The sequence below is a fragment of the Pseudomonas sp. UF-293 genome (assembly GCF_058245595.1).
In genome coordinates this window covers 1-24,066 of record NZ_JBSICA010000015.1, presented here as the reverse complement: position 1 = coordinate 24,066, position 24,066 = coordinate 1, and the positions used below count along the sequence as shown (strand labels likewise).

Below are 24,066 nucleotides of genomic sequence, written 5' to 3'. Positions count from 1 at the left end.
GAAGATGGAAATTGCGGCAAACATCTCGCCAGGTAAGTTCGACCCGACGTTTGGCAATCAGGGCGTTGCCACTCCGAAAAAACCTCCCGACGCTTTAGGAAATCTTGTCCTGAGAGGTTTGATGGTCGACAAAACAGGACGCACCTATATCGCGGGAAGCATAGGTCAATCGACCGGTAACGCTTACTACCTGATCAGACTGGATATCAATGGCGTACACGACACTCAATTTGGCCAGAACGGGTACGTAACCGGTCAATTTGAGGACGGGGAAGAATCGCATTCCTTCGCTAACGAAATAGTGGAACAGGCTGACGGCAAACTGCTGCTCATCGGCAGTTTCTTTCAGGCTAGCCTTAAGCGTGCCATAGGAGTCGTGCGTCTCGACGTCGCTGGCAACCTCGATCCTGCATTCAACAAAACCGGCAAAGTCGCTGTTTACCTCTCGGATGACGACCCGGCACATCAGACGCACCAGCAACTACTCAACCCAACGAACTCAGAATCGGGTAGCCAGCGGTCAACCGTTCTGCCTGACGGCAAGATCGTATTGCATACCACCGTAGGTCGGGATGGAAACAAAATAGCGACAGCAGTCATTCGACTCTTGCCTGACGGCACACGGGATGTTGAATTCAACCAGGGAGAAATCGCTTACGTTCTCCACCCGAATTTCACTCACACGGAGCTATACGATCTATTGGCAAAACAGGATGGCACCTACGTGCTCGCGGGCTGTGTACGTAGCAATCATCCTTACCGGGCAGTACTCAACCGCTTGACTGCCACCGGGAAAATTGATGACTCGTTCGCCAATGACGGCTTTGAAGTGATGGATCCAGTAGAAAACTCGCTGAGCGTCAATGTCTTGAAAGTTATCGGGCAGACGAATAAGCGGCTGTTATCCGTTGGGTATACGGAGCCTGCACACCATGGCGTATTGATCAGCCGGGAATCCGACGGCAAACCCAACATCCAGTTCAACGCAGGCGAACCACTTCTGAGCAGACTGCAAGGCATCGACACCCTATGGCTTGACGCGTCCATCCAGAGCAGTGGACACATACTTGTTGCGGGGCTGAGTCACCTGTCCTCTGGTTTTAACTATGTTATTGCCAGATTCATCGATGACGGCAGACTGGACACGGATTTTGCGGATGGCAAAGGCTGGCGAGTGTTCGACATGGAAAGGGGTGTTTGGCGGGGGGCTGCAATCGCGGAGGGTAAACTGACGTTCCTCGGCCAGCGGCAAGTCGAAGGCCAACGGGTTCCATGCGTCGGCCGTGGACTAATCGAGTGAGCTGGCGACGGGATCGCCGGGATTCCCCTGATTGACAGTTTTATTGGCTGGCCAGGTCCTTCGCCAGCGGGCTCGCTCCCACATTTGAAATGCAATCTCCTGTGGGAGCGAGCCTGCTCGCGAAGGCGTCTCAAGATTCAGCGAAAAAACCCGCTCAACGCCGCCACCGCCTCCGGCGAACGCAGCCGCTGGGTGAACAACGCGCCCTCCTCTTCAATCACTTTGCGCAGCAACTTGCGATCTGGCGCTCGCATCAGTTGCTTGCTGATTTGCACCGCCTCAGCCGACAATTCATCAAACCGCAGCGCCATTTCCCTCGCTTTGCTCAACGCAGCCGCGCCACTGTCCAGTGCGTCTGTCGCAATTCCCCACTGCGCAGCCTGTGCGCCGCTGAAGCTTTCACCCAGCAACAACAATTCTGCCGCTTTTGCCTGCCCAAGCAAACGCGGCAGGATCAGACTGGAGCCAAACTCCGGGCATAAACCAAGATTGACGAATGGCATGCGCAGGCGCGCATCGCGGCTGACATAGACCAGATCGCAGTGCAGCAGCAGGGTCGTGCCAATACCCACCGCTGCTCCGGCCACGGCGGCGATCACCGGTTTGCGGCATTCGAGCAGATTGAGCATGAAGTGAAACACCGGGCTGTCGAGGTCGCTCGGCGGTTGTTCGAGGAAGTCGGCGATGTCGTTGCCGGCGGTGAAGCACTCGGCGCTGCCGCTGATCAGCACGGCATTGATTTGCGGGTCATCGTCGGCCTGTTTCAGGGCCTCGGCGAGGCGGCTGTACATGGCGCGGGTCAGGGCGTTTTTCTTGTCCGGGCGGTTGAGGCGCAGGGTCAGCAAACCGCGCTCGCGTTCCAGCAGGATGACTTCGGTCATGGCGTGTCTCGCGTCTGAAATATCAGCGCTCAACCACGGGACAGGAACACGTCGGCCAGCAGTTGGTTGCGCGGCAATCCGGCCAGGTACAGACGCTTGGCGAAGGCGTCGACACTGGCCGTCGAGCCGCAGACTAAGGCCAGGGTTTGCCGGGAAACAAGGCGCAGTTGCGCCAAAGCGGCGGCTGACTCGGCCGCTGTCCACAGTTCGACGCTGAGGTTTTCCCGCTGCGCGGCCAGTGCGGCAAGGGGTTTGGCCAGATAGTGCTCGCGTTCGTCATGGGCCAGGTGAATGACGCGGATGGCGCCTTGGTGATCCTGGCGCAAGGCTTCGCGGAGCACGCCGAACAACGGGCCTAAACCGGTGCCGGCGGCGAGCAGCCAGAGCGGTCGCGCATGCCAGTCCGGATCGTAATGCAAGGCGCCACCGCGCAGTTCACCGAGGCGGATCGAGTCGCCGATCTGCAGCTTGCGTGCGGCATCGATGAATTCGCCGGGCTGGCGGCAATCGAGGTGAAACTCAAGAAATCGGTCTTCCTGCGGCAGGCTCGCCAGCGAATAGGGACGGGCGATATGGCCGATCCACAACACCAGATGTTGGCCGGCGCTGTAACGCAGTGGCCGTTGCAGGACCAGACGCAGACGCAAAACGTTGTCGCTGAGCCAGTCCAGCGCCTCGACCACGGCCGGGCGACCGTCGGCAATCGGATCGAAGGTGTGCACCTGCAGATCTTCGCTCACCTGGCATTGGCAGGCCAGCCGCCAGCCCTGCTGGCGCTGTTCGGCGCTCAAGGCGTCCGGGCGGTTGTCAGTGGGCAGGCCTTGCACGCATTGCACCAGACAGGCGTGGCAACTGCCGGCGCGACAGCTGTAGGGCACCGCGACGCCGTTCTGATTCAGACTGTCGAGCAGGTTGCTGCCCGCCTCAACCGTCCATTGCCGATCACCGACACGCAATTCAGGCATCGACGTTCTCCCACGCGGCGGCACAACGATTGCGTCCGTCACGCTTGGCCCGGTACAGCGCCTGATCGGCGCGCTGCAAGGCTTCGTCCAGATCATCGCCAACCGCCAACAGGGTCATGCCCGCCGACAGGCTCAGGTTGCGCACTTGCAAGCCCATCAATTCAACCTCGCTGAAGGCAATGCGCAAACGCTCGCAACAGGCGGTCAGGCGTTCGGCATCGCAGTCGGGCACTAGCACCACGAACTCCTCACCACCATAGCGCGCCAGCACATCGCCGTCGCGCAGGCAGGCTTGTGCCACACCGGCAAATGCCTGCAGCACCTGATCGCCAGCGGCGTGGCCGTGCAGGTCGTTGATGCGTTTGAAGTGGTCCAGATCGATCAGCGCCAGGCCGTGCATCACGTCGCTGTCCAGCGCATTGAGCTCGCGCGAGGCAATGCGCAGGAAGTGGCGGCGATTGAATAACCCGGTCAGCTCATCGGTGGCAACCAGATCTTCGAGCTGACGCATCATCCCGCGCAGAGTGTCCTGATGCGCCTGCAAGGCAAACCGACGCTGCCGCTGGCGTTGCCGGGAAACCTGGACAAAACGCGCATAGAGCACCAGCCACGCCAGCACCATCGCCAGAATGCACACCTGCAACGCCGCGAGCGCAGGCTCGGCGAGGCGCAAGTGGTAGGCGTCCCACAGGGTAATCGCGGAAAAACTGAAGAACACCAGCAGCGCGCAGCGGATAAACACCCGCCGGGTGAGATGGAACAGGCCGAACAGCAGGATCAGCACGTAGAACACCAGAAACGCACCACGTGCCTCGTCGACATGAGCGATCAGCCACGTTTGCCAGCCCAGCCCCATCAGCACTTGCGCTTCGGTCAGGCTGGGGTCGGCGAAGCGCTGGTTGCGCCCGCTCCAGAACAGCCCGAAGAGGGTCGCCTGGCTGATGACCACCAGGGCGCTGCCGATGGCCACACCACTTAGCGATTGCTGATAATGCCCGGTGAAAAACGCCAGCCACAGCAGCAGCAAAGCCAATCCGTAGGTGGCCGCAGCGAGGGCGAAGCGTTTGAGCAAAAGGCGTTGAATGGCGTTATGGGTCAATCGTTGACTCACCGTGCGATAGGAGGCTGACCGAGTGTCCTACTCTACAGACCGGATGCCACTTTAGAGGGCCGGTCGCTAAATGACCACCGATTTTCGGGCCGGGAAAATGGCGTCAAAAGTGTGGCCCACCTGGCCCAGACGGGCAGCTACAAGTCGCGAGCTTCAAGCGGCAAGCTCAAGCTGTCCGCGTATTGCCTTGACTTGCCGCTCAATGCTTGAAGCTTGCAGCTGCCGCAATCAATGACTGCCGGCGCGTGTACGGCCGATCGGGGCGCGGTATACTGCCGCGCCTTTTTAGCGTCGCGCCACAGAGGGACAGCTACGAGCCGCAAGCTTCAAGCGGCAAGCTCAAGCTGTTCGCGTACTGCTTTAACTTGCCGCTCGAAGCTAGAAGCCTGTAGCTTCCCCACCGTTTTTTTTGAGGAGCGCGACTCATGACCGTGATCAAGCAAGATGACCTGATTCAGAGCGTTGCCGACGCCCTGCAGTTCATTTCCTATTACCACCCCGTGGATTTCATCCAGGCGATGCACGAAGCCTACCTGCGCGAAGAATCGCCAGCGGCCCGTGATTCGATGGCGCAGATCCTGATCAACTCGCGCATGTGCGCCACCGGCCATCGCCCGATCTGCCAGGACACCGGTATCGTCACCGTGTTCGTCCGTGTCGGCATGGACGTACGCTGGGACGGCGCCACCATGGGCCTGGACGACATGATCAACGAAGGCGTGCGTCGCGCCTACAACCTGCCGGAAAACGTCCTGCGTGCCTCGATCCTCGCCGACCCGGCGGGTGCGCGCAAGAACACCAAGGACAACACCCCGGCCGTGATCCACTATTCCATCGTCCCGGGCAACACCGTGGAAGTGGACGTGGCAGCCAAGGGCGGCGGTTCCGAGAACAAGTCGAAAATGGCCATGCTCAACCCGTCCGACTCGATCGTTGACTGGGTACTCAAGACCGTGCCGACCATGGGCGCTGGCTGGTGCCCACCGGGCATGCTCGGTATCGGCATCGGCGGCACCGCTGAAAAAGCCGCGGTCATGGCCAAGGAAGTGTTGATGGAATCCATCGACATTCACGAGTTGAAGGCCCGTGGCCCGCAGAACCGCATCGAAGAAATGCGTCTGGAACTGTTCGAGAAGGTCAACCAGTTGGGCATCGGCGCCCAGGGCCTTGGTGGCCTGACCACCGTGCTCGACGTGAAGATCATGGATTACCCGACCCACGCCGCTTCCCTGCCGGTGTGCATGATCCCCAACTGCGCCGCCACCCGTCACGCGCACTTCGTGCTCGACGGTTCCGGCCCGGCCTCGCTGGAAGCGCCACCGCTGGACGCCTACCCGGAAATCGTCTGGGAAGCCGGCCCGTCGGCCCGCCGTGTCAACCTCGACACCCTGACCCCGGAAGACGTGCAGAGCTGGAAGCCGGGCGAAACCGTATTGCTCAACGGCAAAATGCTCACCGGTCGCGACGCCGCGCACAAGCGCATGGTCGAAATGCTCAACAAGGGCGAAACCCTGCCGGTCGACCTCAAGGGTCGCTTCATCTATTACGTCGGCCCGGTTGATCCGGTCGGTGACGAAGTGGTTGGCCCGGCTGGCCCGACCACCGCAACGCGGATGGACAAATTCACTCGTCAGATCCTCGAGCAGACCGGTCTGTTGGGCATGATCGGCAAATCCGAGCGCGGCCCTACCGCTATCGACGCGATCAAGGACAACAAGGCCGTGTACCTGATGGCCGTGGGCGGCGCCGCCTATCTGGTTGCGCAAGCGATCAAGAAGTCCAAGGTGCTGGCATTTGCCGAACTTGGCATGGAGGCGATCTACGAGTTCGAAGTCAAGGACATGCCGGTAACGGTGGCGGTGGACAGCAAAGGCGAATCCGTACACATCACCGGGCCGGCGATCTGGCAACAGAAGATCAGCGAGAGCCTGGCGGTCGAAGTGCAGTAAGTTTTTCGCCACATCGAAACGGCCGGTGCATCTGCAAGGATGCCCGGCCGTTTTTGTTGGTTAATACCGTTAGCGATAAACAAACGCCCCATGCACAGAAAATGATCTTGCGCACCTGTCAGATCTGACAGGTCCATCTTCCGAGCGTTTTTGTTAGCGTCATTCCATGAAAGCCCCTCTGCGCGAATGGAATCGACATGCCCGATCAAGACCTGAGCATCACCGCCCCGTCCATCGCCAAGAGCTCATCGATCGCGACTGTCGGCAAGAGCTGGAGCGCAGTGGGCCCTACGGGCACAGCCGGAGTAGAACTGCCGATCCCGACCGCTGGCCGTGGCTATGACCCGCACATGCTCCTGTCATTCAGCAGCCAGAGCGGTAACAGTACGTTTGGCCTTGGCTGGAATCTGGCTGGACTGAGCCAGATCAGCCGACGTACCAACAAGGGCGTACCGCGCTACACCGAGCACGACGAAATCATCGGCCACGACGGCGAAGTGTGGATGCCCGAGCTGGATGACGATGGCAACCTCAAGTCACGCAGCGAAACCACATACCGCGACCGGCCCATTCCGGAGCACACGGTGGTGTCTTACCGGGCGCGGATCGAAAGCGATTTTTCCCTGCGCGAATGCTGGCATCCGGCTGACGGTGGTGCGCCTTTCTGGCTGGTGCACGGCGCCGATGGCACATTGCATGTCTACGGCAAAACCGCCGCTTCACGCCGCGCCGACCCCGACGCCCCATTGCATATCAGCAACTGGCTGCTGTGCGAAAGCATGAACGCACAGGGCGAACACATCTGCTACGAGTACAAGCCCGACGATCAGCCCGAAGAACACGACCCGACTCACGACTACCGAGCCCAGCGTTATCTGCGACGGGTATGTCACGGCAACGCCACGGCGACCGACCGCCTCTATAGCTGGGACTTCGACCGGCCGACGGATCTGCCATGGCATTTTCAACTGCTGTTCGATTACGGCGAACGCAGCAACTCCCTGACCCAGATCCCGACCTACGATGAAGCGACCCCCTGGCAGCTGCGACAGGACCGGTTTTCCACTTATGGTCAGGGTTTTGAACTGGGCACACGCAGGCTTTGCCAGCAGGTGCTGATGTTTCAGCACTTTCCCGAGGGCATCGCCGCAGAGGCAAGACTTGCACGGCGCCTGCTGCTGGAATACCGGCCGGTTCAGAACAAAGCTCAGTGGGCATACAGTCAGATCAGCGCTGCGCACTATCAGTCCTTTGACGCAGAAGGCAATGTCGAGCATTCACCGCCGGTGGAGTTCGAATACTTGCCCTTCGAAATCAATAAAACACCTGCGCGTCTGCTGGAAAACCAGAACCAACCCGGCATCGAAGACAGTGGGTTCTACCAATGCGTCGATCTGTATGGCGAGGGCGTTCCGGGCTTCCTCTGCCGCTACGACAACGCTTGGTATTACCGTGAACCGTTACGCGCAGAACCCGGCACCGACCGGATCGGTTACGGCCCATGGACCTTGCTGGAGAAGATTGCGCTTGCCGATCGTAACCGGGCCGTGGCGCAACTGCTCGACCTGACCGGTGACGGACGCCTGGATCTGATCATTGCCCGGTTGGGTTATTGTGGATTTCATGCGTTGAATGCACAGCGCCAATTCGAGTTGTTTACCGCTTTCGATAAATTCCCCAGGGAACATCGGGATCTGGCCTTGACCATGGGAGATTTTTGCGGCGACGGCTTGATGTCAGCGGCCACTATCAGTCCCCATCGGGTGCGCCTTTATGCCAGCCTGCGGGAAAAAGGCTTCGCGGCGGCACAGGAAATCCCCCACGAATATGATGACGACCGTCTGCCGGTCTTCAGCGATTCGCCCACTGAACTGGTGTTACTGGGTAACCTGCTCGGCAGCGACATGCCCGAACTGTGCCGCATCCGCCACGACGAGATCCGCTGCTGGCCTAATCTTGGGCATGGCAAATTCGGCAAAGGGCGCAAGATCAGCGACCTGCCGTTCACCTACGAAGAATTCGACGCCTCGCGAGTGCGTTTCGCCGATCTCGACGGTTCCGGCGCGCCGGCGCTGATCTATCTGAAATCCACGGCATTCGAGATCTATCTGAACCGTGGCGGCAACGGTCTGGAGCAAACTCCTGTCAGCGTAGCGTGGCCGGAAGGGGTGCGTTACGACCCCTTGTGCCAGGTCAGTTTCGCCGACCTGCAAGGGCTCGGTTGTGCCAGCCTGGTTCTGACGGTACCGCATATGAAGCCAAGGCACTGGCGCTACGATTTCGTTGCGAACAAGCCTTATCTGCTGGCGAGCAGCAATAACAATATGGGCTGCTGCTCCAGCGTGACTTATCGCAGCTCGGCACAGGAATGGCTGGATGAAAAGGCCCGTCTTCTGACGCTGGGGCGCGCCCCGGTGTGTCATTTGCCGTTTCCGCTGGCCGTGGTGAAAAAGCAGGAGCAGCACGATGAGATCACCGATGTCCGGTTGACCCAGTTATTTGAATGGCGAGAGGGATTTTACGACGGCAGGGAACGCGAATTTCGCGGCTTCGGCTACTTGCAGCAACTCGATTGCGAATGGCCCACGGGGCCTTCAGAGCCTGGCTTCAGCGAGCCGGCGCAGACCCGTATCTGGTTTCATAACGGGCAAGACATGAATCGCCCGCGCGATGATTATTTCAGCGCGGACGTGGATGCTTGTCCGTTGGGCGAAACCCTGTTCAGTCGTTACCACCCCAAAGGTGAAGTCGATGAACCCATCACCCCGGAGGATCCCGACAGTCGCTATCGGATCGCGCAGGCACTGGTCGGCTCGGTGGCTCGCACGGAAACCTCTGCCTACCTTGCCGACACCCGGGCACCCGGCATTCCTCAGCTGTACTCGGTACAGGAAACACGCTATCTGGTGCGCGAAGTGCAGCCTCGGGGGCAGTACGCAGCAGCCGTTCTGCTGCCGCTGCAGGTGGAACACATCAGCTACCAATACGACGGATTTATCAACGACCCGCTGTGCCGCCATGACGTGACTTTGCGCTGGGACGCTTATGGTGCCGTGGCCCACGCACTGTCGGTGAGCTACGCGCGACGGCTGACGGCTGACAGTCCGCCGCCCTTCACCGAGGACCACTTGAATCAATGGTGGAGCGACGCCCATGACGACGCGCAGCAATGGTTTTACCTCAGTGAAACCCGTGCGCGCCTGATCCACCTGACCGGGCCGCAGCAGTGGCGATTGGGTCTGCCTTACCAGGAACGGAGCAATGCGCTGAAATTGCGCAAAGGTACCTTGCCCATAGGGCTGACCCCCGCTCAGGTGTCCTTGGAAACGCTGCGAGCGCATCAGGATTCACCGCAATGGAATGACGAACGGGTCCTGGCGTCGCAATCCGTGCAGCGCTATGTGGACACGGAAGGTCAGGAACTGGGCGACGGCGTCGCCGGTTTCGAAGCTTTGAAACATTCCCTCGAGCTTGCGCTATTGGACAAGACCGCGCTGGACGCTTACAGCATTGTGCCGGAGTTCAATATCGCTGAAGCCCTGGTGGAGATTGGCTACAGAGACATGCAGCCGATGTTCGAGGCAGTGCCAAGCGCAGAAAACAACCTCTGGTCAGCGCGGTTCAACTTTGCCCGGTATGGCAACCTTCAGGCGTTCTACAAAGTCCTTGAGTTCAACGAAACGCAAAGCCATGGCGTGACCAAAGCCGAATACGATCAACACTACCTGGCGATCATTCGCATGGAGTTGCCCGACGGTTGTACTACTCGCGTGGCGGAGTTCGATTACCACGCACTCAAACCCAAGCGACTCATCGACGCCAATGAAAATATCGAAGAAGTCATCTATGAACCGTCAGGTCAGCCGCTGGTCACCAGTTTCCACGGCACGGAAAACGGTGAAGACGCCGGATTCCATGAGTTGACCTGCTGGACATTACCGGACACCAGTGCGGAATACGCCATCGCGAATCCACATCCAACCGTACAAAGAGCAGCGAGTACCCTGCACAAGAACCTGTTCAGCTGGATGGGCCGGATCCCCGCCTCCACCCTTCAAAGCCAATCGATCAGGCAAGGCGACCTGTTGCCCGGTGGACACATACGCGCCAGCGCACGGCGGCGCCTGGCCAGAGACAAAGACCTGACACCCGACGATCAGCTGTTGCTCAAGGCTATCGAAGCTGCATATCGCGAACCCATACACACCGTGGTGCTCAGTGCTGACCGCTACCCCGACGACCCCGACCTGCAGATCCAGATTGTCAAAACCTGCGTCGACGGCTTCGGTCGTATCCTGCAAACCCTGCAAGAGGTTGACCCGGGGCTGGCCTACACCGTAGACGAAAACGGTGAGTTGCTTATCGAAGAGGGCGAGCAGATGGCGCAGAGGCGCTGGCGTATCAGCGAACGTGTCGAATACAACAACAAGGGTCTGCCGATACGCCAGTACCGACCGTTTTTCGCCAATACGCACCGGTACGTCAATCAATCAGTGCGCAAGCTCGGACTGTTCGACCAGCTTTTTTATGACGCGCCGGGGCGTCTGATCAAGCTGATCAACGCCAAAGCGGACTTTGCCTGCACGACGTGTCATCCCTGGTTCACCATCAGCGAGGACTTCAACGACACGGCCGAAGAGGTGGTGGCTTCGAGTGAGTCGGGCGCATGACCGCCTCCTTGCATTGGCGCACCCCAGCCCTGGCGGTGATTGACGGCCGAGGCCTGCCGATCCGTCAGGTCGCTTATTTGCGCTCTGCCGCAGATGACACAGCGCACGCTATCGTGACCGCTCAAAAGCACGATGTGGCCGGGCGTCTGGTGGCACAGCACGATCCGCGCTTGCCGGTTGCCAACGCCACCACCGTCAGCGCACTGAACGGAGATGCGCTATTCACTGACAGCGTCGATGGCGGATGGCGCCTGATATTGCCGGGGCTGGCCGGTGAACCGCGCCAGCGTTGGGACGCCCGCGGCCATCACTGGCAATCGACCTTCGACAATCAACTGCGCGTGGTCCAACTGCAGGTCACGGGAAACGGTGAGCATCAGGTCGACACTTTCACTTATGCCGATGGTACCGTCAGCGCCAGCCACAACCTGCGCGGCCAGTTGATCGAACAAAGTGACAGTTCAGGGTCACTGGGGATATCCAGCCATGCCCTCGCCGGCCAGTCATTGATCGAAACCCGTACCTTTCATGACGGCGCAGCATTTACCAGCCAGCAGGTATTCAGCCCGCTGGGCGCTCTGCTGGAGCAGGTCGACGCCGGCGGACATCGCAGACAATTGCGCTATGGCCTCGCCGGACAGCTGCGACAGGTGGATCTGTGGATCGATGGCAAAGTGCGCAAACCGGTGCTGCTGGACGCACACTACAACGCCAGTGACCAGGTCATCGAGCAAGTGGCCGGTAACGGTGTGCTCAGCCATTGGACCTACGACCCGGGCGATGGCCGCCTGCATACCCGGATCAGTCAGCCCCCGGCAAAATCCCGCCTGCAGGACCTGGAATATTTCTACGACCGTGTCGGCAATGTCATTCGCATCGAGGATCACGCCTTCAAGCCATCCTGGTTCGCCAACCAGCGGGTCGATGGCCATCGCGAATTCAGCTACGACTCGCTGTACCGTCTGATTCGCGCCACCGGTTACGACGACGCTCCGCCTGCGCAGATTCCTGGATTGCCGGCTGCGAGCGACCCGAGAAACCGCCTCAATTACATCCAGACCTTCATCTACGACGACGGCGGTAACCTGCTCAAGTTGATCCATGTACGTGAGGGCAACACATATACGCGGCAAATGTTCGTCGATTCCCACAGCAATCGCGCTGCGCGCTGGAAACCGGGTGATGCGGATCCGGACTTCGACGCCTTGTTTGACCTTCACGGCAATCAGCGGGATCTGAAGCAAGGGCCATCGTTGCAATGGAACGCCCGGGACGAGTTGCAAAGCGTCAGCCTGGTCATGCGCAAGGACAGGGACGACGACGCCGAACATTATCGTTACAGCCAGGGCCGGCGAGTGTTCAAACGTCACGAATGGCTTACTGACAACACGCGGCATTTCCATCAGGTCCGCTACCTGCCGGGCCTTGAAATTCGCAGCAAAGACAATGGCGAAGAACTGCACATCGTCAGCGCGGGCGATGCACGTTGCCTGCATTGGGTAACAACGCCCCCCACTACTAACGACCAACTGCGCTACAGCCTGCAAGACCATCTGGGTTCGAGTGTCATGGAGCTGGATGAAGACCTGACCGTCACCAGCGAAGAAGGCTATTACCCGTTCGGCGAAACCGCATGGATGAGGCCGGAATCGGAAACCGAGTACCGCTTCATCCGTTACTCCGGCAAGGAAATGGATGTCAGCGGTTTGTATTATTACGGCGCCCGTTATTACGCGCCGTGGCTGCAACGTTGGGTCAGTACGGACGCCGAGCAGGCGGACGGCCTGAATTTGTACGCATTCGTGGGAAACAACCCGATCCGCTTCGTCGATCCGGACGGCAACAAGCGGGCAGAGGGTGTGATCATGCTCTATTCGGCGTTTGCATCCGCGGTGGAGGGGCACGCTGAAGAAGTATTGGGACAATTGCACAACATCATCCATCAGGATGTTGCGATGAACATGGCGATGAATCTGGCCGGAGAAGTCGTCCGAGGCGTTCTCGGCTATGAGGGTGGCTCCCTGGGTGGTGTGCAACTGGACACCATGCTTCCCGTCCTGGAGGTGTCAGCGAACGTGTTGAAACCCTCAGGCTTGATCGGCGGCAATATCGGTGGGGATGTCGCCGGAGCGATTGTCGAACCGCTGGCAAACCACGTCGGCCTGCGCGTCGGGCCATTGATACCGCAGACCTCGCAGTTGTCCGTGAGCGCGATTGATGAAAGGCTGGGAATCCAGGCGCCGGTCAAGGAGATCAACTCGTGGAAAGACTTCAAGGGCGAGGTGCTCCATCCGGCACTCGACGCGGTTTTCAACCCGTTATTCATAATGAACAGGGTGTTCGGATCGGTGATCGGCATCATTCCCGGCGCGCTCAATATGGGAAGTCGGGCGCAGGAAGCGCAAGACATCAAGAACCGGCTCGACCCGGTGAAGATTGAAAAGATCGAAAAAATGCTCGGCGACTGGAAAGCCGCCATCGAACAACGGTCGGCGTGGGCGGAGAATGCCTTCGATGCACTGGGCGTCGACAGTGTTTCGCCCGCCAATGTGCTGCCGAATGTCAATGGCAATACGTCCAGCGAAACGCTGTCCACCATCACGCGCTCAGGCCTGCAACAGAAAAACCGAACCGTGCTTGCGCACATCGCGCGTGCTCAGGCCGGCCTGGCGTATTACAAAGCGATGGGTACGACGGACAACCAATACCTGGCAACGCAACGGCATCTGGCGTCGAAAAAAAACGGTAGCCCATTGCTTGGCAGGTTCAAGAATGGGTGATGAATCCATGCATGCGCACACGCCGTCCTTGGCCGCCACGGACGGCCGAGGCTTGCCTGTCCGGCAGGTCGCTTATCTGCGCAACGTGGTTGGTGCCCCTCCCAAAGCGCTCGTGACTCGCCAGCAATACGACCTGGCCGGGCGTCTGGCGACGCAGCAGGATCCGCGTTTGAGCGTTGCCAACGTCAGCACCGTTTACGCGCTGAACGGCGATGCGCTGTATACCGACAGTGTCGACAGCGGCCAGCGTCTGGTGCTGCAAGGACCGGCCGGCGAGCCAGTGCAGCGATGGGACGGCCGCGACCAGCACTGGCAGGCGTGGTTCGACAAGCAGCTGCGCGTGGTGAAGCTTGAGATGACCGGTAACGACAAGACCCAGGTCGATACCTTCATTTACGCCGACGGTTCTGCCGATGCAGGTTACAACTGCCGTGGCCAGTTGATCCAACAGACAGATGCCTCAGGTTCGTTCGAAGTGGTCAGTTACACCCTTACCGGCCAGACACTGGAAGAGACCCGCCGCTTTCACGACGGCGCGTCTTTTGCCAGTCATCAGGTATTCAGCCCGCTCGGCGCCATGCTCGAGCAGACCGACGCCGGCGGGCATTGTCGGCAATCGCGCTACGGCGTCGCAGGACAGCTTCAGGCAGTGGATCTGCTGATAGGCGGCACAGAACGGCACCACGTGTTGCTGGCCGTACACTACGACGCCAATGGTCAGATCATCAAGCAACAGGACGGCAACGGTGTGCTCAACGAATGGACTTACGATCCAGCCAATGGACGCTTGCGCAGCCGAACCAGTCATAAGCCCGGCCGACCCGGACTGCAGGATCTGGAATATTTCTACGACCGCGTCGGCAATATCACCCGCATCGAAGACCACGCCTTCGAACCCGTCTGGTTCGCCAATCAGCGGGTCGACGGGCACCGTGAATTCAGCTACGACTCCTTGTACCGGTTGATCCGCGCCACCGGCCATGACGATGCCCTGCCCCCGGACATCCCCGGCCTGCCGCAGCCACCAGACGAACGAAACCGCCTCAATTACACCCAGGCGTATACCTACGACAACGGTGGCAACCTGACCGAACTGCGTCATCAGCGCGACGGCAATAGCCGCACCCGAACGCTGTCCATCGACGCCAAAAGCAATCGCGGTGTGCGCTGGCAAACAGGCGACGAGCCGCCGGACTTCGGCACCTGGTTCGACCCGCACGGCAATCAACGCAGGCTGCATCACGGTCCGTCATTGCACTGGAACGGCCGCGACGAGCTGGAACATATCGATCTGGTCCTGCGCAAGGACAGCGCCAACGACGCTGAACACTACCGATACAGCCAAGGCGTGCGGGTGTTCAAGCGTCACGAAACCTTCGCTCCCGGTGCCAATCACTTCCATCAGGTGCGTTATCTGCCCGGCCTGGAAATCCGCACCAGAGACAACGGCGAAGAACTGCACGTCATCAGCCTCGGCAACGCACGCTGCCTGCATTGGGTAACGACTTCACCTGTCGCCAACAACCAACTGCGCTACACCCTCCAGGACCATCTGGGCTCTTGCGTGATGGAGCTTGATGAAAAGGCTGACGTCACCAGCGCAGAAGGCTATTACCCGTTCGGCGAAACCGCATGGATGAAGCCGGAATCGGAAACCGTGTATCGCTTCATCCGCTACTCCGGCAAGGAGATGGATGTCAGCGGTTTGTATTACTACGGCGCCCGTTATTACGCACCGTCGTTACAGCGCTGGGTCAGTGCGGATCCGGCGGGGGATGTGGACGGTTTGAATCTGTATGGTTTTGTCGGTAACAACCCGATCGTCCATGTCGACCAGACCGGTGCCTTCAAAGTGGTGTTTGACCTGATCAGAAAAGCGGTGGGTATCTTTGATCAAGCACAAACTGCGGCGGAGCAATTGCACAACCTGACCACCGAGTTCGATGGCCTGATTCCTGAAGGCCAGAACATCGAGGCGGTGCGCAAAAGCATGACGTTCGGCAAATTCATCACCTCCCGAGCCGGCATCAAATCGGTGTTTTACGGTATCGGCAAAGGCATCGCCATCGGCAGTGTCATCGGCACCGTGGTACCCGGAATCGGCAACGCCATCGGTTCCGGCGCAGGGGCAATCGCGGGGGCAATAGTGTTTCCGGTATTGCGTTACCACTTTTTCAAGAAAGGTTTGAAAGCGGCGCAGACACTGCACACCCAAGAGCTCAAGGACGGGCTGAAAACGTTGGGCGACGGCGCTGCAAAAGCCGTCGACGGCGCGGGGGCTCTTCTCGATGGAGGCGCTGCGCTTATCGACAGCATCAAGACCTTCACGGATAACCTCAACAGCTACTCCGAGCACATCCAGAAGATGTTCTATGCCCAACTGGACGCACTGGATGCAGAACAACAGCGTCAGGTCATGAAGCTGTCCAGGAATGGTGTAGACCCGTTCGAAGCTATCGACAAGGTCATGCAAACCGCACAGGCAATTATCGAAGCGCCGAGCGAGGCGCAAGGCGTGACTGAACGCCTGCAGCAACTGGAGCGCTCGCTCGCTGCCGAACCTCGCGGCAGACCGGTGCCGAAGCCGAGGTTGAATCTTGTGCATCGACGTCAGGTACAGGAGACAGCTGTTTAGCAGACACGGCCGGCGTGAACAGCACGCCGGGCCACCTCGGCCCATGCTATCGTGCCCGCCCGTTCTGCCGACCCAGCACCGAGCATGTTGCCGACTTCCCGTACCCTGCGTCTGTCGTTGTATTCCCTGCTGATCATCGCCGGCACGGGCGTGGCCGCGACGTTCGCCATGCACCATGCCGAGCGTCAGGCGCTGGAAGAAGACGCCGCCCGCGCCAATCAGCAACTGGGGCTTTACGCCAACTCCTTGCACACGCTGATCGACCGCTACCGCGCGCTGCCCGCCGTGCTGGCGCTGGATCCGCAATTGCGTTCTGCCCTGGCCGGCCCGGTCGATGCTGCGCAGCAAGCGGCACTGAATCTGAAGCTGGAAAAGATCAACGGTGCGGCGCAGTCCTCGACCCTTGAACTGCTCGATCGCACCGGTCTGGCCGTGGCCGCCAGCAACTGGCGCTTGCCCAGCAGTTACGTCGGGCACAACTACGGTTTTCGTCCTTACTTCAGCCAGACCCGCACCCAAGGCACCGGGCGTTTTTACGCGGTAGGCGTGACCAGTGGCATTCCCGGCTACTTCCTTTCCAGCGCAGTGCTCGGGGACAACGAAGAGTTCCTCGGCGCAATGGTGGTCAAACTGGAATTCCCGGAGCTGGAACGCGAATGGAGCCAGGGCAGCGATACGCTGCTGGTCAGCGATGCGCGCGGGATCATCTTCATTGCCAATCAGCCGGGCTGGCGTTATCGCGCCTTGCGGCCGTTGAGCGCCAGCGACCTGGCCGAGATCAAATCCACGCGCCAGTACGACAAGCAATCGTTGGTACCGCTGACCCATTTGCCGTTGCGTCGCTTCGATGACAACAGTGATCTGCGCCGGGTCGAAGGCCCGGACGGCACTGCCGACTATCTTTGGGAGTCGCTACCACTGACGACCGAGGGCTGGACGCTGCACCTGCTGCGCCGCCCGCAAGTCGCCTTCGAAGATTTGCGCAACGCCGCGCTGGCCGCCGCCGGGGTGTGGCTGGCGCTGGTGTTCCTGTTGCTGTTCCTCAATCAGCGCTGGCGGCTGGCCAAGGTCCGTCAGCGCAACCGCGAAGAGCTGGAACGCTTAGTGGAGGAGCGCACTCGCGACTTGCGCACCGCTCAGGAAAGTCTGGTGCAATCGGCCAAACTCGCCGCGCTGGGGCAGATGTCTGCCGCGCTGGCCCACGAAATCAATCAACCGCTGACCGCCCAGCGTATGCAACTGGCAACCTTGCGCCTGCTGCTCGAACATGGCCGCGTCGATGACGCGTACAAGGCGCTGAAACCGGTGGACGACATGCTCACGCGCATGGCCGCCCTCACCGGCCACCTCAAGACCTTCGCGCGTAAAAGCCCGAGCGGCTTGCGCGAACGTCTCGACCTGGCAACGGTGATCGATCAATCGCTGCAACTGCTCGATGCGCGCCTGCGTGACGAGCAAGTCAGCCTTGTGTTGCATCTGGCGCGTCCGGCGTGGGTGCGGGGTGATGCGATTCGTCTGGAACAGGTGTTGATCAATCTGCTGCGCAATGCGCTGGACGCGATGCAGGGCAAAGCCTGCAAGCGCCTGGAAATCCGTCTCGAGGCGGATGAGCAATTGTGGCGGCTCAGCGTCAGCGACAACGGCGGCGGCATTGCCGAGGAGCAACTGGGCCAGGTGTTCGATCCGTTCTTCACCACCAAACCGGTAGGTGACGGTCTGGGCCTGGGGCTGGCGGTATCCTTCGCCATCGTGCATGAATCCGGCGGCCGCCTGAGCGTCGAGAATGGCGACCACGGCGCGGTGTTCAGCCTGACCCTGCCAATCGATCTGGAGGCACACATCTGATGCTCAATTCGATAATGGTGGTCGACGACGAAAGCAGCATTCGCAACGCCGTTGAACAGTGGCTGAGCCTGTCTGGGTTTCAGGTGCAACTGTTCAGTCGCGCAGAAGAATGCCTCGCCGCGCTCCCGGAACACTTTACCGGGGTGATCCTCAGCGACGTGCGCATGCCCGGCATGGACGGTTTGCAATTGCTCGCGCAAGTGCAACAGCGCGATGCCGATCTGCCGGTGATTCTGCTCACTGGCCATGGCGACGTGCCGATGGCGGTCGAGGCGATGCGCGACGGCGCTTACGATTTTCTGGAAAAACCGTTCAGCCCGGAGACCCTGCTCGGCAGCCTGCGCCGGGCGCTGGACAAACGCCGCCTGGTTCTGGAAAACCGCGCCCTGCACGAACTCGCCGACAACCGCGCGAAGCTGGATGCGACGTTGCTGGGCGTATCCCGTGGCTTGCAAACGTTGCGTCGGCAAGTGCTGGATCTGGCGACGTTGCCGGTCAACGTGCTGATCCGTGGCGAAACCGGCAGCGGCAAGGAACTGGTCGCGCGCTGCCTGCATGATTTCGGCCCGCGCGCCGGCAAACCGTTCGTGGCGCTGAACTGCGCGGCGATCCCGGAGCAACTGTTCGAGGCCGAGCTGTTCGGCCATGAGAGCGGCGCGTTTACCGGTGCCTCCGGCAAGCGCATCGGCAAACTGGAATATGCCGATGGCGGCACTTTGTTTCTCGACGAGATCGAAAGCATGCCGCTGGCCCAGCAGGTGAAACTGCTGCGGGTCTTGCAGGAGCAAAAACTTGAACGGCTGGGATCGAACCAGAGCATTCGCGTCGATTTGCGGATTGTCGCGGCGACCAAACCGGACCTGCTCGACGAAGCCCGTGCCGGGCGTTTTCGTGAGGATCTCGCTTATCGCCTGAACGTCGCCGAACTGCGTTTGCCGCCGCTGCGTGATCGCCGCGAAGACATTCCATTGCTGTTCGAAACCTTTGCCCAGAACGCCGCCCAGCGTCTGGGCCGGACCTTTGCGCCGTTGACCGGCGCGCAGCTGAGTCACCTGCTCAGTCATGACTGGCCAGGCAACGTACGCGAACTGGCCAACGTCGCCGAGCGTCAGGTGTTGGGCCTGGATGAGCCAGTGGCGGCGATTGATCCGGGTCAGTCGCTGGCGGCCCAGCAGGAAGCCTTCGAAGCGCAATGCCTGCGCGCGGCATTGACCCGGCACAAAGGTGATGTCAAAGCCGTGCTCGAAGAACTGCAACTGCCACGCCGCACGTTCAACGAAAAGATGCAGCGGCATGGGTTGAGTCGGGAGATGTTTGTTCAAGGCAGCTGACTTTGGCAGTGTTTGATCGGGCCTCTTCGCGGGCAAGCCCGCTCCCACAATGGTCGGTGGAGGTCACAAATTCAGGGTTCAGCACAAAACCCTGTGGGAGCGGGCTTGTCCGCGAAGGAGCCAGCGCAGGCAACAATGGCCGATCAACCTAATGAGCAATTTCCCGCTCACCACAACCCAGCCATAAGCGGATTTCCGCTCATTCGATCTCACCGGCCCCTCTAAACCGGCTCCCTCCCCGTTGGCACACCTCCTGCTATAGCCCTGGCAGGCTGCGTTCCGACGCGCTCCACAACAACAATTAAACGAAGGATCCTTCAATGGATAACTCCAACGCCCTGCCCCTTGGGTCGGCTGCCGTGCCGGCCAAACCAAGAACTACCGCCAGCCGGATCAAATCGATCTTCAGCGGCTCTGTCGGCAACATGGTCGAGTGGTACGACTGGTATGTGTATGCCGCCTTCTCCCTGTACTTCGCCAAAACCTTTTTCCCCGCCGGCTCCACCACCGCGCAACTGATGAACACCGCTGCGATCTTCGCCGTGGGCTTCCTAATGCGTCCGATCGGTGGCTGGCTGATGGGCATGTACGCCGACAAGGTCGGGCGCAAGAAAGCGCTGATGGCCTCGGTGTACCTGATGTGCTTCGGCTCGCTGCTGATCGCCCTGAGCCCGAACTATGAAACCATCGGCATCGGCGCGCCGATCCTGCTGGTATTCGCCCGTTTGCTGCAGGGCCTTTCGGTCGGCGGCGAGTACGGCACCTCGGCGACGTACCTGTCCGAGATGGCGACCAAAGAACGTCGCGGCTTCTTCTCGAGTTTCCAGTACGTGACCCTGATCTCCGGCCAGCTCATCGCCCTCGGCGTATTGATCGTGCTGCAGAACATGCTGACCACCGAACAGCTGTACGCGTGGGGCTGGCGTATTCCGTTCGCCATCGGTGCGCTGTGTGCAGTGGTGGCGCTGTACCTGCGTCGCGGCATGGAAGAAACCGAGTCGTTCACCAAGAAAGAAAAATCCAAGGAAAGCGCGATGCGCACCTTGATGCGCCATCCGAAAGAGCTGTTGACCGTGGTCGGCCTGACCATGGGCGGCACCCTGGCGTTTTACACCTACACCACCTACATGCAGAAATACCTGGTGAACACGGTCGGCATGAGCATCTCCGACTCGACCACCATTTCCGCCGCCACGCTGTTCCTGTTCATGTGCCTGCAACCGATCATCGGCGGCCTGTCGGACAAGATCGGCCGGCGTCCGATCCTGATCGCGTTCGGCGTGCTCGGTACGATCTTCACCGTACCGATCCTGATGACCCTGCACACCATCCAGACCTGGTGGGGCGCCTTCTTCCTGATCATGGCGGCGTTGATCATCGTCAGCGGCTACACCTCGATCAACGCGGTGGTCAAAGCCGAATTGTTCCCGACCGAAATCCGCGCCCTGGGCGTCGGCCTGCCGTACGCACTGACCGTATCGATCTTCGGCGGTACCGCCGAATACATCGCGCTGTGGTTCAAGAGCATCGGCATGGAAACCGGTTACTACTGGTACGTCACCGCGTGCATCGCCGTGTCGCTGCTGGTGTACATCACCATGAAAGACACCCAGAAGCACTCGCGGATCGTCACTGACTGATCGGACTCTATCGCTGGCAGGACACAAAATCCGTGTCCTGCGCCGAACCCGTAAGAGCCGCCGAAGGCTGCGATCTTTTGATCTTGAAAAAGACAAAATCAAAAGATCGCAGCCTTCGGCAGTTCCTACAGGGTCTCGCGTCCGGGTGGCAATATGCGGTGGCTCCTTGCACTATGGCGGCATCCGAATGCAGCTCAGGAATCCGCTCCCCATGTCCGATGACATCCACTTCTACGAACCCGCCAACGGCCACGGCCTGCCTCACGATCCGTTCAACGCCATCGTCGGCCCGCGGCCCATCGGCTGGATTTCCTCGCAGGATGCCGAAGGCCGACTCAATCTCGCGCCCTACAGTTTCTTCAACGCCTTCAATTACGTGCCGCCGATCATTGGTTTTTCCAGCGTCGGGCGCAAAGACAGTCTGAACAACATCGAGCAGACCGGGGAGTTCGTCTGGAACCTCGCCACCCGCCCGTTGGCCGAGCAGATGAACCAGAGCTGCGCGATGGTCGCGCCTGAGGTCAACGAGTTTGAACTGGCGGGGCTGACGACCGTGGCGTCAAAGGTGATTTCGGTACCACGGGTCGCCGAAAGCCCGGTGTCCTTCGAGTGCAAAGTCACGCAGATCATCCAGCTGCAACGCGCCGATGGCGAAACGGTGCCGAGCTGGCTGATCCTCGGCGAGGTGGTGGCCGTGCACATCGCCAAATGGCTGCTCAAGGATGGCATCTACGACACCGCCGCCGCACAACCGATTTTGCGCGGCGGCGGTCCTGCTGATTATTTCCAGCTGGGGCCTGAGGCTCTGTTCAAGATGTGGCGCCCCGGGGCGCAGAAATAATTACCAGATCAGCTCGGCGTCATCAGTGACGCCCTTGAGCTTGTCCAGCTCATTGATTGCCGCTTCATCGGCAGCGATGGCGCCGGGAAACACCTGCTCATCGAGCAATTTGTGAAAGCGTGGTGCGCCGCCATCGACCAGGGCCTTGACCGCGATGGCCGCGTAATAACCCTTGTTACCGCCCAGCTCAACGGGGACGACTGCGGAGACTGCTTCGAAGCGTTCAAACTCTTTACGTGCCATGTCGCGGATCCTGGCTCAATCAAATAAGCCGGACATTAAACCCTCAACCGGCAAGTTTGTGTATCGGCGCCGAACATTGACCGAGGGCCTGCGCGGCGGAAACGTCCCTGAAGGTGTGGAAGTCGAGGCTGTTGACCACCAGATCCTGGACCAGCTCGGCGAAGACTTCCATCGACGGACTATTGAAGTATGCAGTCATCATCTGCTGGCTGCTCCAGTAGCCGCTGACCAGCCACAGGTCGGTGTCGCACTGCGATTGTTGCAACGCGAAACTCAGGCAACCGGGCGCCGCGCGCGAGACCTCGATCAAAGCGCTCAGGCGCACACCGAGTTCCGCCGAGCGCCCGGCCTGGGCACGAACGAAGGCCATATGACTGACAGGCATCTGCTTGGACATGATCAACCCTCCATGAAATCGCGTGGCAGCCGGGGGACAGGCTGCGACTGGAGCAAAGATTAAGGGCCGGGGCGGCCGCGCCGTTAGTCGATTCCTGCCTTCGCGTTGCACAATCCTGCGAGACTTGCCAAAACCCCGGCCGCCAACGCTGCCCTGTAGGAGCTGCCGAAGGCTGCGATCTTTTGATCTGAAAAACAAAAATCAAAAGATCGCAGCCTTCGGCAGCTCCTACGACCGGGCGTCTCGGCGACGGCCGGAAACGGCGCGGTGCAGAATCAGGCAAGCATTAGGCAGAATGTGTCTACCGCCGTTGCTTGCACAAACATATGCTCTGCTGCATTCCCCCTCACTTGCCGAGGATGCCGTGCATGACGTCATTCGATCGTTTTCAAGCCGAACCCAGCGCCGACATGGAAAAGCAGCGTGCGGAGCTGGCGGCGATCATCCGCCGCAACACCAGCGACGATGGCAGCTACCAGACCGCCATCGGTTCGCTGGTGATGTCGCGCCACACCAAATCCCATGATTTCGCCCCGGTGCTCGCGCAGCCGGCGCTGTGCATCATGGCGCAGGGGCGCAAAGAGGTCCGCCTGGCCGACGAGTTTTTCAACTACGACCCGCTGAATTATCTGGTGGTGTCGGTTTCGATGCCGCTCAGCGGCCGCGTGGTCAACGTCTCGCCAGAGGAACCGATCCTCGCCGTGCGCCTGGACATCGACCCGACCGAAATCACCGCGCTGATCGCCGACGCCGGCCCGATGGGCGTACCGACGCGCCCGACCGGACGCGGTCTGTACGTGGAAAAAATCGACAGCGCCATGCTCGACGCCGTGCTGCGTCTGGCGCGGCTGCTGGACGCACCGAAAGACATCGCCATGCTCGCGCCGCTGATTCGCCGGGAGATTCTCTATCGCCTGCTGCGCAGCCCGCAGGGCCATCGTCTGTATGAAATTGCGATTGCCAACAGCCAGAGCCATCGCATCAGCCAGGCGATCAAATGGCTCAACGGCAACTTCGAGCAACCGCTGCGCATCGATGATCTGGCGCGGGAAGTGAACCTCAGCGTGTCGACCCTGCATCACCGTTTCAAGGCGATGACGGCGATGAGTCCGTTGCAGTACCAGAAGCAATTGCGCCTGCAAGAGGCGCGGCGGCTGATGCTGACCGAAGGCCTGGAAGCCTCGGCGGCGGGGTATCGGGTGGGCTATGAAAGTCCGTCGCAGTTCAGCCGTGAGTACAGCCGACTGTTTGGCGCACCGCCGTTGCGGGATCTGGCGCGGTTGCGGCTTTCAGTCTGATCCGGAATCTGAAGCGAGGCTTATGGCGCTTTCGCGAGCAGGCTCGCTCCCACTGGGAAATGCATTCCAGTGTGGGAGAGATTTGGCGCGGTTGCGGCTTTCGGTCTGATCCGGAATCTGAAGCGAGGCTTATGGCGCTTTCGCGAGCAGGCTCGCTCCCACTGGGAAATGCATTCCAGT

15 protein-coding genes are annotated in these 24,066 nt (G+C 60.1%); 10 read left to right on the top strand and 5 right to left on the bottom strand.

The window, feature by feature from the left end; genetic code table 11:
- The first annotated feature begins 4 nt into the window (after positions 1–4).
- Positions 5–1,300 carry a hypothetical protein gene (locus AC4IHP_RS16825; RefSeq protein WP_490832237.1) on the top strand — a complete coding sequence of 432 codons (1,296 nt, stop codon included), beginning with the start codon at positions 5–7 and terminating at the stop codon, positions 1,298–1,300.
- Between the two features lie 137 nt (positions 1,301–1,437).
- On the opposite strand, the gene AC4IHP_RS16820 is transcribed toward AC4IHP_RS16825, so the two are convergent.
- Genes AC4IHP_RS16820 through AC4IHP_RS16810 form a run of 3 tightly spaced genes read right to left on the bottom strand, consistent with a single transcriptional unit; the run spans position 1,438 to position 4,245 of the window.
- Positions 1,438–2,181 (bottom strand): enoyl-CoA hydratase-related protein, encoded by a 744-nt coding sequence (locus AC4IHP_RS16820; protein ID WP_490832236.1) that lies wholly within the window; start codon positions 2,179–2,181, stop codon positions 1,438–1,440.
- A gap of 29 nt (positions 2,182–2,210) precedes the next feature.
- Positions 2,211–3,146 carry an iron-sulfur-binding ferredoxin reductase gene (locus tag AC4IHP_RS16815; RefSeq protein WP_490832235.1) on the bottom strand — a complete coding sequence of 312 codons (936 nt, stop codon included), beginning with the start codon at positions 3,144–3,146 and terminating at the stop codon, positions 2,211–2,213.
- Positions 3,139–4,245 (bottom strand): GGDEF domain-containing protein, encoded by a 1,107-nt coding sequence (locus AC4IHP_RS16810; protein ID WP_460121067.1) that lies wholly within the window; start codon positions 4,243–4,245, stop codon positions 3,139–3,141. The genes AC4IHP_RS16815 and AC4IHP_RS16810 overlap by 8 nt, the downstream gene beginning before the upstream one ends.
- A 437-nt stretch (positions 4,246–4,682) precedes the next feature.
- Between AC4IHP_RS16810 and AC4IHP_RS16805 the strand changes: the two genes are divergently transcribed.
- The 8 genes from AC4IHP_RS16805 (at position 4,683) to AC4IHP_RS16770 (ending at position 21,948) form a co-directional block, all read left to right on the top strand.
- Positions 4,683–6,206: a fumarate hydratase gene (locus tag AC4IHP_RS16805; protein WP_016773454.1), complete on the top strand. Its 1,524-nt coding sequence runs from the start codon at positions 4,683–4,685 to the stop codon at positions 6,204–6,206.
- 197 nt (positions 6,207–6,403) lie between these two features.
- On the top strand, positions 6,404–10,876 hold the full coding sequence (locus tag AC4IHP_RS16800) for a SpvB/TcaC N-terminal domain-containing protein (protein ID WP_490832234.1): 4,473 nt from the start codon (positions 6,404–6,406) through the stop codon (positions 10,874–10,876).
- A complete protein-coding gene (locus AC4IHP_RS16795; RefSeq protein WP_490832233.1) occupies positions 10,873–13,656 on the top strand; it encodes an RHS repeat domain-containing protein in 2,784 nt (927 codons plus the stop codon). The genes AC4IHP_RS16800 and AC4IHP_RS16795 overlap by 4 nt, the downstream gene beginning before the upstream one ends.
- A complete protein-coding gene (locus AC4IHP_RS16790) occupies positions 13,649–16,291 on the top strand; it encodes an RHS repeat domain-containing protein (protein ID WP_490832232.1) in 2,643 nt (880 codons plus the stop codon). The genes AC4IHP_RS16795 and AC4IHP_RS16790 overlap by 8 nt, the downstream gene beginning before the upstream one ends.
- Before the next feature lie 84 nt (positions 16,292–16,375).
- Positions 16,376–18,136, top strand: coding sequence for an ATP-binding protein (locus tag AC4IHP_RS16785; RefSeq protein WP_490832231.1), 1,761 nt, complete (start codon positions 16,376–16,378; stop codon positions 18,134–18,136).
- The gene (locus AC4IHP_RS16780; protein ID WP_490832230.1) at positions 18,136–19,467 is read left to right on the top strand and encodes a sigma-54-dependent transcriptional regulator; all 1,332 of its coding nucleotides are present in this window, start codon (positions 18,136–18,138) and stop codon (positions 19,465–19,467) included. Before AC4IHP_RS16785 ends, AC4IHP_RS16780 begins: the two co-directional genes overlap by 1 nt.
- Positions 19,468–19,787: 320 nt before the next feature.
- Positions 19,788–21,107 (top strand): MFS transporter, encoded by a 1,320-nt coding sequence (locus tag AC4IHP_RS16775; protein ID WP_024014128.1) that lies wholly within the window; start codon positions 19,788–19,790, stop codon positions 21,105–21,107.
- 211 nt (positions 21,108–21,318) lie between these two features.
- Entirely contained in the window at positions 21,319–21,948 is a 630-nt protein-coding gene (locus AC4IHP_RS16770) for a flavin reductase family protein (protein ID WP_415761663.1), read from the top strand.
- Here the strand turns inward: AC4IHP_RS16770 and AC4IHP_RS16765 are convergent, their stop codons facing one another.
- The gene (locus AC4IHP_RS16765; RefSeq protein WP_039758265.1) at positions 21,949–22,191 is read right to left on the bottom strand and encodes a hypothetical protein; all 243 of its coding nucleotides are present in this window, start codon (positions 22,189–22,191) and stop codon (positions 21,949–21,951) included. It abuts the gene before it with no gap.
- Between the two features lie 43 nt (positions 22,192–22,234).
- The gene (locus AC4IHP_RS16760) at positions 22,235–22,588 is read right to left on the bottom strand and encodes a putative quinol monooxygenase (protein ID WP_490832229.1); all 354 of its coding nucleotides are present in this window, start codon (positions 22,586–22,588) and stop codon (positions 22,235–22,237) included.
- Positions 22,589–22,956: 368 nt separating this feature from the next.
- Between AC4IHP_RS16760 and AC4IHP_RS16755 the strand changes: the two genes are divergently transcribed.
- Positions 22,957–23,886, top strand: coding sequence for an AraC family transcriptional regulator (locus tag AC4IHP_RS16755; RefSeq protein ID WP_042607330.1), 930 nt, complete (start codon positions 22,957–22,959; stop codon positions 23,884–23,886).
- Positions 23,887–24,066: the final 180 nt, after the last annotated feature.

Coding starts and splice junctions, on each gene's coding strand:
- AC4IHP_RS16755 (WP_042607330.1), top strand. CDS start 22,957: ATGACGTCATTCGATCGTTTTCAAGCCGAACCCAGCGCCGACATGGAA.
- AC4IHP_RS16820 (WP_490832236.1), bottom strand. CDS start 2,181: ATGACCGAAGTCATCCTGCTGGAACGCGAGCGCGGTTTGCTGACCCTG.
- AC4IHP_RS16770 (WP_415761663.1), top strand. CDS start 21,319: ATGTCCGATGACATCCACTTCTACGAACCCGCCAACGGCCACGGCCTG.
- AC4IHP_RS16790 (WP_490832232.1), top strand. CDS start 13,649: ATGGGTGATGAATCCATGCATGCGCACACGCCGTCCTTGGCCGCCACG.
- AC4IHP_RS16795 (WP_490832233.1), top strand. CDS start 10,873: ATGACCGCCTCCTTGCATTGGCGCACCCCAGCCCTGGCGGTGATTGAC.
- AC4IHP_RS16760 (WP_490832229.1), bottom strand. CDS start 22,588: ATGTCCAAGCAGATGCCTGTCAGTCATATGGCCTTCGTTCGTGCCCAG.
- AC4IHP_RS16785 (WP_490832231.1), top strand. CDS start 16,376: ATGTTGCCGACTTCCCGTACCCTGCGTCTGTCGTTGTATTCCCTGCTG.
- AC4IHP_RS16800 (WP_490832234.1), top strand. CDS start 6,404: ATGCCCGATCAAGACCTGAGCATCACCGCCCCGTCCATCGCCAAGAGC.
- AC4IHP_RS16775 (WP_024014128.1), top strand. CDS start 19,788: ATGGATAACTCCAACGCCCTGCCCCTTGGGTCGGCTGCCGTGCCGGCC.
- AC4IHP_RS16815 (WP_490832235.1), bottom strand. CDS start 3,146: ATGCCTGAATTGCGTGTCGGTGATCGGCAATGGACGGTTGAGGCGGGC.
- AC4IHP_RS16780 (WP_490832230.1), top strand. CDS start 18,136: ATGCTCAATTCGATAATGGTGGTCGACGACGAAAGCAGCATTCGCAAC.
- AC4IHP_RS16765 (WP_039758265.1), bottom strand. CDS start 22,191: ATGGCACGTAAAGAGTTTGAACGCTTCGAAGCAGTCTCCGCAGTCGTC.
- AC4IHP_RS16825 (WP_490832237.1), top strand. CDS start 5: ATGGAAATTGCGGCAAACATCTCGCCAGGTAAGTTCGACCCGACGTTT.
- AC4IHP_RS16805 (WP_016773454.1), top strand. CDS start 4,683: ATGACCGTGATCAAGCAAGATGACCTGATTCAGAGCGTTGCCGACGCC.